The 18,162-nt window shown below is 48.1% G+C and carries 10 protein-coding genes; all 10 read left to right on the forward strand.

Annotated elements, in window-relative coordinates; genetic code table 11:
• The first annotated feature begins 169 nt into the window (after nucleotides 1-169).
• The 10 genes from ACUHGC_RS05420 (at nucleotide 170) to ACUHGC_RS05465 (ending at nucleotide 18,159) form a co-directional block, all read left to right on the forward strand.
• Nucleotides 170-3,097: a hypothetical protein gene (locus ACUHGC_RS05420; RefSeq protein ID WP_446834611.1), complete on the forward strand. Its 2,928-nt coding sequence runs from the start codon at nucleotides 170-172 to the stop codon at nucleotides 3,095-3,097.
• The gene (locus tag ACUHGC_RS05425; protein WP_446834612.1) at nucleotides 3,081-10,892 is read left to right on the forward strand and encodes a YadA-like family protein; all 7,812 of its coding nucleotides are present in this window, start codon (nucleotides 3,081-3,083) and stop codon (nucleotides 10,890-10,892) included. The genes ACUHGC_RS05420 and ACUHGC_RS05425 overlap by 17 nt, the downstream gene beginning before the upstream one ends.
• 49 nt (nucleotides 10,893-10,941) lie before the next feature.
• Complete coding sequence (locus tag ACUHGC_RS05430) at nucleotides 10,942-11,688, forward strand: OmpA family protein (RefSeq protein ID WP_446834613.1); 747 nt, start codon at nucleotides 10,942-10,944, stop codon at nucleotides 11,686-11,688.
• A 219-nt stretch (nucleotides 11,689-11,907) separates the two neighbouring features.
• A complete protein-coding gene (rpsB, locus tag ACUHGC_RS05435) occupies nucleotides 11,908-12,657 on the forward strand; it encodes a 30S ribosomal protein S2 (protein WP_446834614.1) in 750 nt (249 codons plus the stop codon).
• A 134-nt stretch (nucleotides 12,658-12,791) separates the two neighbouring features.
• On the forward strand, nucleotides 12,792-13,640 hold the full coding sequence (gene tsf / locus ACUHGC_RS05440; RefSeq protein WP_446834615.1) for a translation elongation factor Ts: 849 nt from the start codon (nucleotides 12,792-12,794) through the stop codon (nucleotides 13,638-13,640).
• 121 nt (nucleotides 13,641-13,761) lie between these two features.
• Complete coding sequence (gene pyrH, locus ACUHGC_RS05445; RefSeq protein WP_446834616.1) at nucleotides 13,762-14,487, forward strand: UMP kinase; 726 nt, start codon at nucleotides 13,762-13,764, stop codon at nucleotides 14,485-14,487.
• A gap of 66 nt (nucleotides 14,488-14,553) precedes the next feature.
• Nucleotides 14,554-15,111, forward strand: coding sequence for a ribosome recycling factor (gene frr / locus ACUHGC_RS05450; protein ID WP_446834617.1), 558 nt, complete (start codon nucleotides 14,554-14,556; stop codon nucleotides 15,109-15,111).
• A 142-nt stretch (nucleotides 15,112-15,253) separates the two neighbouring features.
• Nucleotides 15,254-16,444 (forward strand): 1-deoxy-D-xylulose-5-phosphate reductoisomerase, encoded by a 1,191-nt coding sequence (ispC, locus tag ACUHGC_RS05455; RefSeq protein ID WP_446834618.1) that lies wholly within the window; start codon nucleotides 15,254-15,256, stop codon nucleotides 16,442-16,444.
• A 93-nt stretch (nucleotides 16,445-16,537) separates the two neighbouring features.
• Nucleotides 16,538-17,263 carry a polyprenyl diphosphate synthase gene (gene uppS, locus ACUHGC_RS05460; protein ID WP_446834619.1) on the forward strand — a complete coding sequence of 242 codons (726 nt, stop codon included), beginning with the start codon at nucleotides 16,538-16,540 and terminating at the stop codon, nucleotides 17,261-17,263.
• A 26-nt stretch (nucleotides 17,264-17,289) separates the two neighbouring features.
• Nucleotides 17,290-18,159, forward strand: a complete 870-nt coding sequence (locus tag ACUHGC_RS05465) for a phosphatidate cytidylyltransferase (RefSeq protein WP_446834620.1) — start codon at nucleotides 17,290-17,292, stop codon at nucleotides 18,157-18,159.
• Nucleotides 18,160-18,162: the final 3 nt, after the last annotated feature.

Consider the following 18,162-nt stretch of genomic DNA (forward strand, 5'->3'; position numbering starts at 1 on the left):
AAGTGGTCGAAACACCTAAAGCCGCCCATTTTATAATTTTTTCTCATTTTGAGATCTTACAAACAAAATAAAGGGGCTCATCTTACAAAGCCCCGTTTCAAGCGGTTTCCGCCCGCCAACTCCCGTTTTTTTCCGCCAAATCCCTAACTTTCTTTTTTTCTCATTTTAAATGGTTGGATACAACATCACGTCAACCCAAGCGAACAGTCTGGTATTGGGTACTGGCTCGACCGATCGTGCAGCAACTACTGAACAGAATATTACCATCAATGATAATACCTACACCTACGCGGGGCAAAGCGCCGTGGCAAACGGTGTGGTGAGTGTGGCAAGCGTAGGCAAAGAGCGTCAAATTATTAATGTGGGGGCAGGGAAAGTTTCCGACGACAGCACCGACGCCATTAACGGTAGCCAGCTTTACGCTGTGACGCAAGAATTAACGCATTTCTATAGCGTGAACTCCAAGGATACAGCTGCTGGCAACTATAATAATAAAGGCGCAACCGGCGTTAATGCTTTAGCAGTGGGTGTTGGCGCAAGTGCAACGCAAAAAGATGCGGTTGCGGTAGGTGGTAATGCAAAAGGGCTTGGTGAATTATCAGTAGCAGTGGGTTTTGCTCAAGCACAAAGCAGTCACGCGGTTGCCATTGGTAGCGCAGCTTCAACAGGTAGCGCAGCAGACAGTGCGATTGCAATGGGACACTTAGCCAATGCTGACAAAAATTATACCGTAGCTATTGGTAGCAGTGCTAAAGCACTGCAAGATAGCTCGGTGGCAATAGGTTCTTCTGCGGGGGCGAGAGGCAATCAAGCATTAGCATTAGGTGCGAGCGCAGCAGCAGAGGCAACCACAGCTACTAGCGTAGGGGCTAATACCTTTGTCAAAGGTACAAGTGCGACTGCCATTAGCGCAAATGCAAAAGCCAATACCATCGGAGATATTGCGCTGGGTGCAAATGCAAGTGCAACCGGACGCAGCACTTCAAACGCAACAATTACAGCAAATAATGCTACCAGAGAAGTGTTAGGCTCTGCCATTGCGGTGGGCAGTATTGCCAAAGCGGAGGGACGAAATGCCCTTGCCATCGGTAACAATGCTCAAGCGTTGGGTACGACTGCTGACGGTTCGATTAATGATATGATTGCCATCGGTGCTAATTCATCGGTATCTGCAAACCGTGGTGCCGCACTGGGTTACAAGGCGATCGTGGCTACCGGTGCTGACAATTCTGTTGCGATAGGTTACAACACTAAGAGTTACTCAAATAATGCGGTTGCTATTGGTTCTGGCGCAATAGTGGGATCGACTACGGGGAGTAATACCTCAGGTATCTCAATTGGTGTTGGTGCTGGTTCAAACTATATCTCAGGCACAGAAAGTGTGGCGATTGGTAATCAATCCGGACAATATGTTGATGGCAACACCAACTATGCGCTCGGCTCTCGCGCTGGTAACACTGTTAAGGGCGCAGACAACTATGCTCAAGGTATCGAAGCCGGACAAGTGGTTTCAGGCATAGGTAACACCGCAATTGGTTATGCTTCAGGACGCTATGTCAACGGCGACCATAACCAATCTTATGGTTATGGCGATAAAAACAATGGTCAGAACATTAACGGTAATGACAATATTTCATTAGGCACGCTGTCAGGGCGCAATATCGGTGAGATGACGTCAGGTGTAACAGCTGGCAAAGCCACCTTTACTAGCACCACAAAATCCAACCGCAACATCGCCATTGGTTATGAAAGCAATAAATTTGACACCAATGCCCCATTATTGACCAGCGACAACTTGGCAATGGGTACCAGAACGATTGCCAGCGGCGGCAGCGCAATGGCATTGGGGACCGGTGCGCAGGCAACTGGGGCCAACTCACTGGCATTGGGTGTGTCAACGGTGGCGAATACTGCAAATAATGAAGCTGGTGCGGTTTCCAACAACACCAAAGCATCAGGTGAAAACGCCATCGCAATTGGTCACGGCGCACAAGCCAGTGCGAAAGATACGATCTCAATCGGTACTGGCAATGTGGTGAGCGGACAAGGCTCAAGTGCGGTTGGCGATCCTTCGATTGTGGCGGGCAGCAACAGCTTCTCTGCAGGTAACAATAACGTCATCGGCAACAGCACCGACAATGCCTTTATTTTCGGCGGTCGTAACAATTTAGGCGGAACGGCAGCCACTCGTGATACCAATGGCGTGATTAGCACGGCGGGCGGCATTTTTAATGCGGTGAACGCCTCTAAATCTGCGATTGTCGGTTACAACAACAGCGTGCAAGATCAAAATGTGTTTGTTGTCGGTAATAACGTAGAAGTTGCACAAGACATGGCTGGCGCGGTGGTATTGGGCAATGATTCCACAGCCGATGCTTATGTTCAAACCACTAAGGCAACGATTGGTGGTGTGGAATTTGGCACTTTCGCCGGCTCTGGCACATTAACACAGGGCGCTATCGTGTCTGTCGGTAAATCCGGAGCCGAACGCCAAATCAAAAACGTCGCAGCCGGTCAAATCAGCAACACCTCAACCGACGCGATTAACGGCAGTCAGCTGTACGCAGTGGCGAATAAACCAATGACATTCGCCGGAGATAGCGGCACGAATGTTGAGCGCAAACTGGGCGAAACCTTAACGATCAAAGGTGGCAAAACAGACGGCTTAACCGAAAATAATATCGGCGTAGTGGCGGATAAAGATAAAAATACTTTAACAGTAAAACTGGCTGAAACCATTAATCTTGGCGAGAAAGGCAGTGTACAAACCGGCAATACCAAAATTGATAATGGCGGTTTAACGATCACCAATGGTCCGAGTGTGACGAATACGGGGATTAATGCGAGTGGTACGACTATCACTAATGTTGCCAAAGGTGATAAGGACACTGACGCGGTGAATAAAGAGCAATTAGATGCTGTTGAAGAAATTGCTAAAAGCAAACTGGCTGACTTTACTGTGCTGGCGAATAGCGAGAAAGTTAAAACCGTAAATAAAGACGATAACAGTATTGCGTTTATTGACGGCACAAATATTAAAGTGACCAATGATAACGGCAAAGTCAAAATTGCGACCGCTGATGGATGTTACCTTTAATACGGTGACGGTAAACAATAGCGGTGATGTAAAACAGGGCGATAATAATGCGGTGACCGGTGATACGGTTTTCAAAGCGCTCGATGGATTAAGCAAAACAGTGGTCGCGGCAGGCAATAACGTAACCGTGAGCGATCCTCAGACTTCCGATGACGGAAAAACCACTATTTACACAGTTAATGCGGAGAAAACCACCGTATCAGCTAAAACAGATGGTGGTTTGACGGTCAACGCAGGAGATAAAGGTGCGAACGACGTGACGAATTATGAAGTGGCGTTGTCGAAAGCAAGTCAAGATTCATTAAAGAATGCTGATACCGCACTTCAATCTTGGACGGCGCAAGTGAATGGCACGGATGCGAAAGAAGTTAAGAGCGGTAACAACAAGGTTAACTTTGTTGACGGCGATAATATTACGATTACGAATGACGCTACGGGAAATATCAAAGTTTCAACAACCAAAGCGGCAACGTTTGATACCGTGACGATTAATAATGGCGGAAGCGTAACGGAGGGCAGCAAAAGTGCGGTCAACGGTGGCGATGTTTATACTGCGATTCAAAATACCGAATCTCAGTTTACCGGCGATAATAACACGGTCACAGTGAAACGTAAGCCAAGCCAAGTGTTAAGTATCACCGGCGGCGCAACCGGCGACGCAACCAGCGGCAACATCAAAACTGTTACGGATGCTAATGGCTCGATTGCAATTCAGTTAGCAAAACAACTAACAGGCTTAAGCAGTATTAGCGCAGAAAGTATCAAGCTGGGCGATAAAGTTGAAATCAGCAAAGACGGGATCAATGCCGGTGACACGATTATCTCTAATCTTGCCAACGGTGAGAAAGGCACTGATGCTGTGAACAAAGATCAGCTGGATAAAGCCACCGCGGCAGCGAAAACCGAAGTGAATGCGGGTACAAACGTCACTGATGTTGTCAAAACAGAAGGCAGCGACGGTCAAGCAATTTATACCGTGAATGCCAACGGCAGCAGCGTGTCTGCGGAATCGGCGTTGAAAGTTACCGCGGGTGAAAAAGACGATAAAAATGTCACGGATTACAACATCGACTTGGCGGATAAAACCAAAGAAGATATTGCAAAAGGCGTTGAGGCGGCGAAAGATATTGCAGAAAAAGGTTTAACTTTTACCGGCGATAACGGCACAACCGGCACGAAAAAACTGGGTGAAAGCGTAGCTGTAACAGGTGATCAAAATATCACTACCACAGCAAGCAATGGTGGCGTAGCAATCGCATTGAACAGCGATTTAAAAGGCTTAGACAGCATCACCACTAACGGCGGCGTTGTAATTAACGGCGACGGCATTAATGCGGGCGGCAAAGTGATCAGCAATGTTTCAGACGGTAACGTGGCTGAGGGCAGCAAAGAAGCGGTGAATGGTGGGCAATTGTTTGCAACCAATAATAAAGTAGCCGATAACGCCACTGCCACTGCCACTGCCACTGCCACTGCCACTGCCACTGCCACTGCCACTGCCACTGCCACTGCCACTGCCACTGCCATTGCCGGTAACAGAACGTCGATTGAAAACAACGCGGGTGATATTAAGACCAATGCGGGCAATATCACGACTAACACGAATAATATTACCAATTTGCAACAGCAAACTTGGAAACTGCAAGCCAACGGTGATGAGGCAAGTGCGGTTGCGGCAAGTGACACCGTGCAGTTTAAAGACGGCGACAATATTAAAATCAGCCGTAGCGGTAAGGATATTACGATTGCCACTAGCGACAAACCGACATTCGACAGTGTGACGATTACCAACGGCGGTACGATTGAAGCCGGTGATAATAATGCTGTTACCGGTGGTGATGTGTATACTGCAATTCAAGGTAGCGAAGCGCAATTCACAGGCGATAACGGCGTGGCGGTGAAACGCAAACCAGCAGAGGTGTTGACGCTGAAAGGCGGCGCAACAACCGGCACGGAGAACAATATTCAGACTGTTGCAAATGAAAACGGTAGCATTGCCATTAAATTGGCGAAAAATGTAGATTTGGGCACAGACGGCAGTGTGAAAACCGGAAATACGACCGTTAATAATGACGGAATTAAGATTGAAGGCGATAATCCTGTCAGTTTGACCAAGAATGGTTTAAACAACGGCGGCAATGCGATCACGAATGTTGGTGCCGGTACGGAAAAAACTGATGCAGTGAATAAAGGGCAATTGGACGACTTGGCAACGCAAATCGCACAAGGTGCGAAAAGTGCGGTTGTGGCTGATGGTAAAAACACGAAAGTGACTGCAAGTGTTGACGGCAATGTCACCACGTATACGGTTGACGCGGAAAAAACCACCGTTTCGGCGGCTACTGGCAGTGGCTTAAGTGCGGTCGGCACGAAAAATGCAGAAACTGACGTTACCGATTATGCAATCGGTTTGTCGCAAGGCACTAAAGATTCGTTAGCGAAAGCCGATACCGCACTTCAATCGTGGATAGCACAAGTGAACGGCACAGAAGTAAAAGTGGTTGATAAAGACAACAACAGCTTGAACTTTGTTAACGGCAACAATATTGAAATCACTGCTGAAAATGGTGCAATTAAAGTGGCAACAGCCAAAGAAGTTACTTTTGACAAGGTGACGATTAATAACGGCGGTGATGTGGCTGAAAATAGTACAAGTGCGGTCAACGGCGGTGATGTTTACACGGCGATCCAAAATTCTCAAGCTAAGTTTAAAGCTGATAACGACACCGTGATTAGTCGTAAGCCAAGCGACGTGTTAAGCATTACAGGCGGCGCAACCGGTGAAACCACTAGCGGCAATATCAAAACCGTTGGTAATGCAGACGGCTCGATTGCGATTCAATTGGCGAAAAATTTGACTGATCTTGCCAATATTGCTACCGACAGCATTAAAGCGGGCGACACCGTTGAAATTACCAAAGACGGTATCAACGCAGGCAATACCATAATCAGCAATGTAAAAGACGGTGCAAACCCGACCGATGCGGTAAATAAACAGCAGTTGGATAATGCTACGGCAGCATCGAAAACCGAAGTGAAAGCGGGGACGAACGTAGCGGATGTCACAACCGCAACAGGCGAAAAAGGGCAAACTGTTTATACCGTGAATGCTGAAGGGGCGAAAGTATCCGCCGGTTCAGAGATGGTGAGCGTAATTGCCGCTGATAAAGACGCAAATCATGTGACTGATTACAGCATTGATCTGGCACAAAGTACCAAAGACGAGATTAAACAAGGTACGGACGCGGCGCAAGCGATTGCCGATAAAGGTTTGACCTTCACTTCGGATAACGCAGGTGAAAGTGCGGTTAAAAAGCTGGGCGACAAAGTGGCGATTACCGGTGATAAAAATATCACTACCCTTGCCAATGACAACGGCGTTCAAGTGACTTTAAACAGCAACTTAACCGGCTTAGACAGCATCACCACTAATGGCGGCGTTAAAATCAACGATCGAGGCATTAATGCGGGTGATAAAGTGATCAGCAGCGTAGCGGCGGGCGTTGACGGCAAAGACGCGGTGAACAAAGAACAGTTGGACGCATTGAGAACCGAAATCGCAGCCGGTGAGAAAAGTGAGGTGGTGGAAGCGGGTAAAAATACTTCGGTGGATAAAAACGTTGAAGGAAATGTCACAACTTATACCGTAAATGCCGAAAAAACCACCGTTTCAGCCGGAACTAACGGCGTGAAAGTGGTTGCCGGTGAAAAAGATGCTGACGGCACAACTAACTATGAAATCAATCTGGATAAAGATCTGGTTGCAGGAAACGATACCGAAGCGGGTACGATTACCGTTAAAGGTGAGGACGGCAAAGACGGGGTGAGTTTAAACGGCAAAGACGGCACTATCGGCTTAAACGGTGCGAATGCAACGGTTGGCGTCGCGAAAGGCGGCAAGCCGGGCGTAGACGGCACAGACGCAAAACCACGTTTAACTGTAAACGATGAACAAGTTGCGACCTTGAACGACGGCTTGAAATTTGTCGGCGATAACAGCGATGTAACCGTAACGCGTAAGCTAAACGAAACCTTAGCGATTAACGGCGGCGCAACCGGCGAAACGGCTGCCGGTAATATCAAAACGATTGGCAATACGGACGGTTCGATTACGATTCAGTTGGCAAAAGATCTGACCGATTTAACCAGTGCAACCTTTGGTGATACGCTGATCAACAACGATGGTGTAACGATTACCAACGGAGATAATCCGGTCAGCTTAAGCAAAAACGGGTTAGACAACGGCAGCAACACTATTACCAATGTTGCTGCAGGTGAAAAAGGTACTGACGCGGTAAACAAACAGCAGTTGGATAATGCTACGGCAGCAGCAAAAACCGAGGTGGCGAAAGGCACCAATATTGCCGGAGTAAGCGAAGCTAAAGGCGATAACGGTCAAACCGTGTACACTGTGAATGCCGACGGAACAAGCGTCTCAAACGCTTCCGGCAATATCGTGGTGACAAAAGGTGAGAAAGGTGACGACAACGTTACCGATTATAAAATTGATCTGGCACAAAGCGTTAAAGAAGACATCAAAAAAGGTGCGGACGCTGCGGCTGACATTGCGGAAAAAGGCTTAACCTTTAATGCGGACAACAATTCAAGCACCGGCGTTAAAAAACTGGGTGACGAATTGGCATTTAACGGTGATGAGAATATGACCACGGCGGCAACCGCAAACGGTATTCAGGTTAGCTTGAATAAAACACTGACCGGCTTGCAGAGTGTCACGATTGGAGATGTGGTTATCAATGAGCAGGGCATTAATGCCGGCGATAAACAAATTCAAAATGTTGCTTCGGCAGGAGATATCGCCAACGCTGCAAATGCAAAAAATGCCGTGAACGCAGGCGATTTAAACGATGCGATTAACAACGTCAATAATGCGATTCAAAATTCTGCGCAGCAGTTTAAAGGTGATAACGAGACGGTGGTGAGCCGTAAACCGAATGAAGTGTTAACCCTGAAAGGCGGTGCAACCGGCGAAACGGCGGAAAACAATATTAAAACGGTTGGCAGCGATGACGGCTCAATCGTGATTGAATTGGCGAAAGACGTGAATTTAAGCGAAAGCGGCAGTGTGCGTGTGGGTGATACGGCGGTGAATAACGACGGTATCAGCATTAAATCACCGACAGGCGAGAAACCTGATAATACGGTTTCTCTGGGCAAAGACGGCTTAAATAACGGCGGAAATAAAATCAGCAACCTAGCGGACGGTGTGGACGGCAAAGACGCGGTGAATAAAGATCAGTTGGATGCGGCGGTTCAAAACGTGGTCAACAACGCGAAAACCAGCAGTGTGAAGGCCGGTAATAACACCACGGTAAGCAGTGAAGTGAATCCGGACGATGCAAACGATACGGTTTATACGGTGAATGCCGAGAAAACCACGGTTTCAGCCGGAAACAGCATTACGGTTGAAAAAGGTGAAACCGATGAGAACGGCGTGACCGATTATCAAATCGGCTTAAGCAAGGATTTAACGATCGGCGAGAAAGGTGCTGACGGTAAAGACGGTGAAGACGGCTCGTTAGCTGTGAACGGTAACGACGGAAGTGCGGTTGTGTTGAACGGCAAAGACGGTTCAATCGGACTGACCGGCGCGCCGGGTGTCGACGGCAAATCACCGACCACTGATATTAAGGTGGTCGGTGCGGCAGGTGTGAACGGCAAAGACGGCGAAACGTCAACCCGCATCACTTACACCAACGGTGACACGTTGGAAACCGTCGCCAGTTTAAATGACGGTTTGAAATTCCAAGGCGATACAGGAGAAGTGATTGCCAAAAAACTGAACGACATGTTAGCTATCAAAGGTAATGCGGAGAAAGACGCGGAAGTGACTGATAAAAATATCCGTGTGGATAACGAAGACAGCAACTTAATCGTGAAAATGGCAAAAGAGTTGAACGACTTAACCAGCGCGACCTTCGGCAACACCGTGATTAACAATGGTGGTGTAACGATTAAAGATGCGACAAATCCAGAAAAAACAGTAAGTTTGACAAACGACGGCTTAAATAACGGCGGCAACCAGATTAAGAACGTTGCCAGCGGCTTAGGCGATACCGCACTTGTAGATGCGAAGGGCGACACCTTAACCAACGCGGCGAATATCGGTGATGTTCAAAACGCAGCGGCAGCCGCAAGAACCGAAGTGAAAGCAGGCACTAATGTTGCGAGTGTGGTTGCGGAAGCGGGTGATCAAGGTCAAACCGTTTACACGGTGAATGCCAACGGTAGTTCGGTGACAGCCGGCTCCGAGTTGATTTCAGTCAATGCGGAAAAGGATGCTGCAAGCAATATCACAGATTATAAAATTGATCTGTCAGATAAGGCGAAACAGAGCATTACCGCAGCCAAAACCGAGGTGAAAGCGGCAGACGGCGAAAGCAATTTAACTGTCACCCCGAAAACCGGTGCAAACGGGCAAGCGATTTATGAGGTGGCGTTAAGTAAGGATTTGGCAGTCGACAGCTTGCAAGCCGGTGCGACCAAAATTGACGGCAACGGCTTGACAGTCGGAGATGTTGCAGTCACGGCAGACGGCATTCGCGCCGGTGATAACAAAATTACCGATGTAGCGGCGGGCACGGTTAGCGCTGACAGCAGAGATGCGGTTAACGGCGGTCAATTGTTTAATCAAGGCGAAGGCGTTAAAAATATCATTGGTGGCAATACGGTCTATAACCCTGAAACCGGCAGTTATACCAATAATAATATCGGCGGCACGGGCAAAGACAATATTGACGATGCGATTAAAGTGGCGAACGATAAAGCGACGCAAGCCGGCAAAGGCTGGAATTTGTCGGTGAATAACGGCGTGAATAAGGGCAATATCGCACCGGACGCTTCGGTTGATCTGAACAACAGTGATAACAACATCGTGATTAGTAAAAACGGCAACAATATCACCTTTGATCTGAACAAAGATTTGGCGGTGAGCAATCTGACAGCCGATAACAGCATTAAAGTTGGTGACGTTGCGGTGACTAAAGACGGCAGTGATGCGGCAACCACCGGACAGCTGTATAACAACAGTAAATCCGTTGCCGATGCGCTGGGCGGCGGTGCAACAGTGGATCCTAATGGGAATATCACGGCACCAAGCTATATCATTACTCAAACTGATGGCTCAACCGTAACGGCGAACAGTGTTGGCGGCGCGTTGAATTATTTCAATCGTGAAGTGGTGAAACCAATCACTTTCACCGCCGATAGCGGCACGCATGATGCGAAATTGGGCACAACCGTGAACGTGAAAGGCGACGGCAAAAACATCAGCACAGCGATGAATGGCAACAGCTTGACGATCAGCATGACCGACACGCCGGAATTTAATATGGTAACGACAGGCAATACCGTGATGAGTTCAAACGGTATTAGCGTGAGTGGCGGCAACAACGGTGTGGTTTCATTAACTGCAAACGGCTTGGATAATGGCGGCAACCGTATCACCAATGTTGCACCGGGTGTTGAAGGCACGGATGCGGTGAACGTGAATCAGTTGAATGCGGTTAGCGGCAATCTGAATAAGAGGATTGACAGTGTTGATAAACATGCACGCGGCGGTATTGCCGGTGCCTTAGCAACCGCTGGCTTGTATCAGGCATATTTGCCGGGTCATTCGATGGTTGCGGTCGGCGCAGGGACTTATCGCGGTGAAAATGCGTTGGCGATTGGGGTATCCCGAATTTCTGACAACGGTAAAATCGGGGTGAAACTGAGCGGAATGTCAACCAGCCAAGGTGATGTGGGCGGTTCGGTCAGCGTGGGTTATCAGTGGTAATCAGAACAGGGGCGTGTTGTTTGCGCCCCGTAAAATGAAAGGAATAAAGATGAAAAAATATTTTAAATCTATGTTGCCGTTAGTTGCGGCGATGACATTAGTTGGTTGTGGCAATTTAAGCGAAGTGAAAAAAGACGGCACAACCGATAACCCGATTTTCCCGAAAATTGAAGATGCCGGCGTGAACTACAGCGGCTCGCAATACGGCATTTGGCCGAACTGGGACAATGTGCGTCAAATCGAAGCCGGTATGAATAAAGATCAACTGTATTATTTAATCGGTCGCCCTCACCACGCGGAAGGACTGTTCGCGGTGCGTGAATGGGATTATGTGTTTAACTACCGCCAAAACGGCGAGCATAAAATCTGTCAATTCAAGGTGCTGTTCGACACGGATATGAATGCACAATCATTCTTCTGGAAACCGGCGGGTTGTAATAATCAATTTGAATTATCCGGTGATTTCTTGTTTGATTTTGATGCGGCGGCGTTAAGTTCACAGGGCAAATCTACCCTAGACGGCGTGATTCGCGGCTTAAAGGCGCAAAATGTGACGGCGGTTGAAATCAGCGGTTACACTGATCGACTAGGTTCGAACAGCTACAACCAAGTGTTATCACAAAAACGGGCTGATGCGGTGAAACGTTATTTCGTGCAGCAAGGATTCGCCTCAAGTGCGGTAACTGCGATCGGACGCGGCGCGTCGGATCAAGTGATTGCTTGTGAATCCGAGCAGGGACAAGAGTTGCGCGATTGCTTGAAGCCAAATCGTCGAGTGGTGATTTCAGCCAAATAACCGTTGCCCGCCGAAATCAACGCGGCGGGCAGGGCAGTAAATTTACTGGCTATTTAATGCCGATTATGGTATAAAATGCGCCGTTATTCCGAACAGTCGGAATGGCGTTATGATTAACTAAGACTTCACACACATATCACCCACTGTCAGTCGGGGTGCCAAACGGTCGATGAGACAGGATATGTGGAGGCTAAACCCCAATTTATTAAGGAATTTATTATGGCACAAGTTTCAATGCGCGATATGCTGCAAGCAGGCGTACATTTTGGTCACCAAACTCGTTACTGGAACCCAAAAATGAAATCTTACATTTTTGGACCACGCAACGGCGTTCATATCATCAACCTGGAAAAAACCGTTCCAATGTTCAACGAAGCATTGGTTGAGTTGACCCGCATTGCAGGCAACAACGGTAAAGTGTTGTTTGTGGGTACCAAACGTGCGGCAACTGAAGCGGTTAAAGACGCTGCATTAAGCTGTAACCAATACTTTGTGAACCACCGTTGGTTAGGTGGAATGTTGACTAACTGGAAAACCGTTCGTCAATCAATCAAACGTTTAAAAGATTTGGAAGCACAAGCTCAAGACGGCACTTTTGAAAAATTAACCAAAAAAGAAGCGTTAATGCGTGCGCGTGAAATGGACAAACTGGAATTAAGTTTGGGCGGAATCAAAGATATGGCTGGCTTGCCGGATGCTATTTTTGTTATCGCAGCGGATCACGAACATATCGCAATCAAAGAAGCTAACAACTTGGGTATTCCGGTATTTGCTGTTGTTGATACCAATACTAACCCGGACGGTGTTGATTACATCATCCCTGGTAACGACGATGCGGCGCGTGCGATTCAATTGTATTTGACAGCAGCGGCGGCAGCGGTAAACGAAGGTCGTTCACAGTCTAACCCTACCGTAACAGAAGAAAGCTTTGTTGAAGCGGAAGCAGCCGTAGAAGCAGCAGCTGAGTAATGTTATCGGTAATAAGGCTGTTTGCCCTTATTAACCACACGAATTAATTGGTTAGCAGGGGGCTTTGGTTCCCTGCTTTTTTATTCAAAGTGCGCTTATCTAACTGTGGGCGGCACTGACAAGAGGATTTAAAAATGGCTGACATTACAGCGGCATTAGTAAAAGAACTGCGTGACCGTACCGGCGCAGGCATGATGGAATGTAAAAAAGCATTAGTTGAAGCGAACGGCGACATCGAGCTGGCAATCGACAATATGCGTAAATCCGGCCAAGCAAAAGCGGCTAAAAAAGCGGGTCGCGTTGCGGCTGAAGGCGTAATCTTAGCGCGTGTTGACGGTGGTTTCGGTGTGTTAGTTGAAATGAACTGTGAAACTGACTTCGTAGCGAAAGATGCCGGTTTCTTGGCATTAGCAAACAAAGTTGCTGATGCGGCATTGGCTGGCAAAGTGACCGACGTTGAAGTATTGAAAGCACAATTTGAAGAAGAGCGTGCTGCACTGGTTGCAAAAATCGGTGAAAACATGAACATTCGCCGTGTTGCTAGCATCAGTGGTGATGTGGTTGGTGATTACTTGCACGGTGCGAAAATCGGCGTATTAGTGGTAGCGAAAGATGCTGATGCGGAATTGGTAAAACACATCGCAATGCACGTTGCAGCAAGCCGTCCTGAGTTTGTGAAACCGGAAGACGTTTCTGCGGAAGTGGTGGCTAAAGAGCGTGAAATTCAAGTGGCTATCGCGATGGAATCCGGTAAACCGCGTGAAATCGCAGAGAAAATGGTTGAAGGCCGTATGAAGAAATTCACCGGCGAAGTTTCTCTGACTGGTCAGCCGTTCGTCATGGATCCGTCTAAATCTGTTGGCGATTTGCTGAAAGAGAAAGGCGCAGATGTTACCGGCTTTATCCGCTTTGAAGTGGGTGAAGGCATCGAGAAAGTCGAAAGCGACTTTGCTGCTGAAGTGGCAGCAATGCAAAAGGTTTAATAGAACCGATAAAGGCGAGGAAACTCGCCTTTTTAGTAAATGACGATCGTGGAAGCAAAATGCTGATCAAATCGGAAAAGGTTTGCGATTTGATCAGCACTTTAATGAGAGAGGACATAACATGAGTACACAACCAAGCTATAAACGTATTTTATTGAAATTAAGCGGCGAAGCGCTGCAAGGCGAAGAGGGCTTCGGTATTGATCCGTCGGTGTTGGATCGCATGGCGATTGAAATAAAAGAACTGGTTGAACTGGGCGTACAAGTGGCGCTGGTGATCGGCGGCGGTAACTTATTCCGCGGTGCGAAGCTGGCAAAAGCGGGCATGAACCGCGTGGTCGGCGATCACATGGGGATGTTGGCGACAGTGATGAATGGTTTGGCAATGCGTGATTCTTTACACCGCGCCAATGTGAATGCCAAATTGATGTCGGCGTTTCCGTTAAACGGCGTGTGTGATACCTACAGCTGGGCGCAGGCGATCCGTTTGTTAAATCAAGGGCAAGTGGTGATTTTCTCAGCTGGTACCGGTAATCCGTTTTTTACCACCGATTCGGCGGCTTGCCTGCGCGGGATTGAAATTGAAGCCGACGTGGTGTTGAAAGCGACTAAAGTTGACGGCGTGTACGATTGCGACCCGGCGAAAAATTCGGATGCCAATTTATATCATAACTTGAGCTATCAAGATGTGTTGGAAAAAGAGCTGCAAGTGATGGACTTGGCGGCGTTTACCTTGGCGCGCGATCACAATATGCCGATTCGGGTGTTCAATATGAACAAAGCGGGCGCGTTAAAACGCGTGATTCTCGGCGAGCCGGAAGGCACGCTAATTTGCCACGAATCTTGATTTGTCAGGCGGAATAGGTTAAAAATAACAGTTTGCAGAGCCTAATGAAAATAAAAGGAAAAAAGCGTGATTAACGAAATTAAACAAGATACCGAACAACGCATGGAAAAAAGCATTGACGCGTTCAAGAGCCAAATTTCCAAAATCAGAACCGGTCGTGCTCACCCGAGCCTGTTAGACGGCATTCAAGTGGAATATTACGGTTCAGCCACGCCATTGCGCCAATTGGTGAATGTGGTGGCGGAAGATGCGCGCACCTTGGCAGTGAGCGTATTTGACCGCTCTTTGATTCAAGCGGTGGAAAAAGCGATTTTGACTTCGGATCTAGGATTGAACCCTGCTTCAGCCGGAACCACGATTCGCGTGCCGTTGCCACCGCTGACCGAAGAACGCCGCCGTGATTTGACTAAAATCGTGCGCGCCGAAGCGGAGCAAGGAAAAGTGGCGGTGCGTAACATTCGTCGTGATGCCAACGATCAAATCAAGGCGTTGCTGAAAGATAAAGAAATCAGTGAAGATGACGAGCGCAAAGCACAAGACGTGATTCAAAAACTGACCGACGTTTATGTCAAAAAAGTAGACGAAGCGTTAGCCGAGAAAGAAAAAGAGTTAATGGATTTCTAATCTCCGTTAGCTGAATTTCTGTTCATAAAGTGCGGTTGTCATCAGGTTGATAACCGCACTTTTGATTTTTGCCCTGATTTTCCGGCTTGTGCATACATAAGGGGAAATGAGGAAATAACCTAATGATCTCTTATGGTGAACCATGCAACGAAATATCGTAATTCTCGGCTCGACCGGTTCGATCGGCAAAAGTACGCTGTCGGTGATTGAACATAATCCGCAAAAATATCGCGCTTTCGCATTAGTCGGCGGGCGGAATGCCGAGTTAATGGCGCAGCAGTGCGTGGCGTTTCAACCGCAGTTTGCGGTGTTATCGGATCCGCAAGCGGCACAACAGTTAAAAACATTGTTAGCTGCAAGTGCGGTCAAAACGGAAGTGTTGAGCGGCGAACAGGCGATCTGCGATATTGCCGCGCATCCTGATGCCGATACGGTGATGGCGGCGATTGTAGGCGCGGCGGGATTATCCTCTACCTTGGCGGCGATTAAAGCCGGTAAACGGGTGCTGTTGGCGAATAAGGAATCGTTAGTCACTTGCGGGCAACTGTTTATTGACGAAGTAGCGAAATCCGGTGCGATCTTGCTGCCGGTAGACAGCGAGCACAACGCGATTTTTCAGGCATTGCCGCAAATCGAACAGCAGCGGATCGGGCATTGCGATCTCACTGCCAGCGGTATCGATCGGATTATTCTGATCGGATCCGGCGGGCCGTTTCGCCATACCGCACTTGCCGATTTTGCCGCAATTACGCCGGCGCAAGCCGTGGCACATCCGAACTGGTCAATGGGGCATAAAATCTCAGTTGATTCTGCCACCATGATGAACAAAGGGTTGGAATATATCGAAGCGCGTTGGTTATTTAACGCATCTGCCGAACAAATGGAAATTATCATTCACCCGCAATCAATTATTCATTCAATGGTGCGTTATAGCGATGGTAGCGTGCTGGCACAAATGGGCAATCCCGATATGCGCACCCCGATCGCACACACTTTGGCGTATCCGGACCGCACTTTTGCCGGTGTTAAGCCATTAGACTTCTTTAAAATCAAAGAATTAACCTTTATTGAACCGGATTACCAACGTTATCCGAATCTCAAGCTGGCGATCGATTGCTTTGCCGCCGGGCAATATGCCACCACGGCAATGAACGCCGCCAATGAAATCGCAGTTGAAGCATTTTTACAAGGGCAAATTCGTTTTACTGAGATTGAACGAATAAATCGGCAAACAGTGGAACAATTTCCGATTTCCGCAATCAAACAGATAGAAGATGTGTTTGAAATTGACCGCCAAGCGCGTCAAGTTGCCCAGCGATTGCTGACGAATTGATTTTAATTTTTTAGTTATTTCAGGCTTATGATATAGTGAGCCGACTTATTGTACACGGATTGCCTATAACAACGAATGACGGATAAAAAGCCAATGACCAAACAATCGCAGCTCGCTCCCATGCCGAAACACGTTGCCATTATTATGGACGGTAATGGACGCTGGGCGAAAGAAAAAGGCAAAATGCGATTGGTCGGGCACAAAAACGGCGTGCAAGCGGTGCGTAAATCGGTTATGTTCGCGGCACAGCAACAGATCGAATCATTGACCTTATATGCGTTCAGCAGTGAAAACTGGACACGACCGGAAAGTGAAATTAACGGCTTGATGGAACTGTTTATGCTGGCGCTGAAGCGAGAAGTGGGCAAACTGCATAAGAATAATATCAAACTGCAAATTTTGGGCGATGTCAGCAAGTTCAGCCCGTCGTTACAGAAAAAAATTGCCGAAGCGGAGGCATTAACTGCTGCAAATACCGGCTTAATCCTAAATATTGCCGCCAATTACGGCGGGCAGTGGGACATTGTGCAAGCGGCGCAAAAGCTGGCGCAACAGGTCAAGTGCGGTGAGCTTCAGCGGGAACAGATCGACATTGCGCTGTTTGAGCGCCAGTTGGCTACGGCACAACAAGCGCCGGTGGATTTGCTTATCCGCACCAGCGGGGAACAGCGGATCAGCAATTTCCTGTTGTGGCAATCCGCCTATGCGGAGCTGTATTTTACGCCGGTGTTGTGGCCGGATTTTGACGAGCAAGAATTTGCCAAGGCGATTGCCGCTTTTCAAGGGCGGGATCGACGTTTTGGCAGCAGTCATGAATAAAGACAACAATAACAGAGGATGTTTCAGTGCTTAAACAGCGTATTTTATCTGCGGCAGTATTACTTCTTTTTGTCATTTTAGCCTTAGTGTGGTTTTCACCTTACGCTTTCGCTCTCACTGTGGCGGCGATCGTGGTGCTTGGCGTGTGGGAATGGTGCCAATTTGCCCGCCATAAAAACGATGTTTGGCGCTGGTTGATCACCGCACTTGCCGCTTGTGCGCTCTTTCTGGTTATTTTCTCCGCCCGGTATCAAATTAATGCCGGTGTGATCCTAACGGCGAACAGCAGCTGGTTGCTGCTTGCGGCGCTGTTGTGGTGGGCGGTTGCCTTTGTGTTGGTGCTCGGCTATCCGGATTCGGCAAAATATTGGCAACGTCCGAAGTTGCTGCAATTGATTTTCGGCTTTTTCACTTTGATTCCGTTTTTGTTGGCACTGTTGGCATTGCGGTTGTACAACTACATTCAAGAGCCGTATGAAGGGCTATGGTTATTGTTATATGTACTGGTTTTGGTGTGGAGCACCGACACCAGCGCGTATTTCTGTGGTAAAGCGTTCGGCAAACATAAATTGGCGGCGCAAGTGTCGCCGGGGAAAACCTGGCAAGGGGCGATTGGCGGCAGTGTTGTCGCGTTGATTATCGGCGTGCTGTTTGTGCAGCTGTCACCGACGGATTTTGTATTGCGCGGCTTTAGCTTGCCACTGTTGCTGGCGATTTCGTTCGGCACGATTGCAATCTCGATTTTGGGCGATTTAACCGAAAGTATGTTCAAACGCCAAGCGGGAATTAAAGACAGCAGCCAGTTAATTCCGGGACATGGCGGCGTGTTGGATCGTATTGACAGCCTGACGGCGGCACTGCCGTTTTTCTGTGCGCTGTTCTATTTTTGTTTGTAAGGA

This window comes from Testudinibacter sp. P27/CKL/0425, assembly GCF_052931395.1.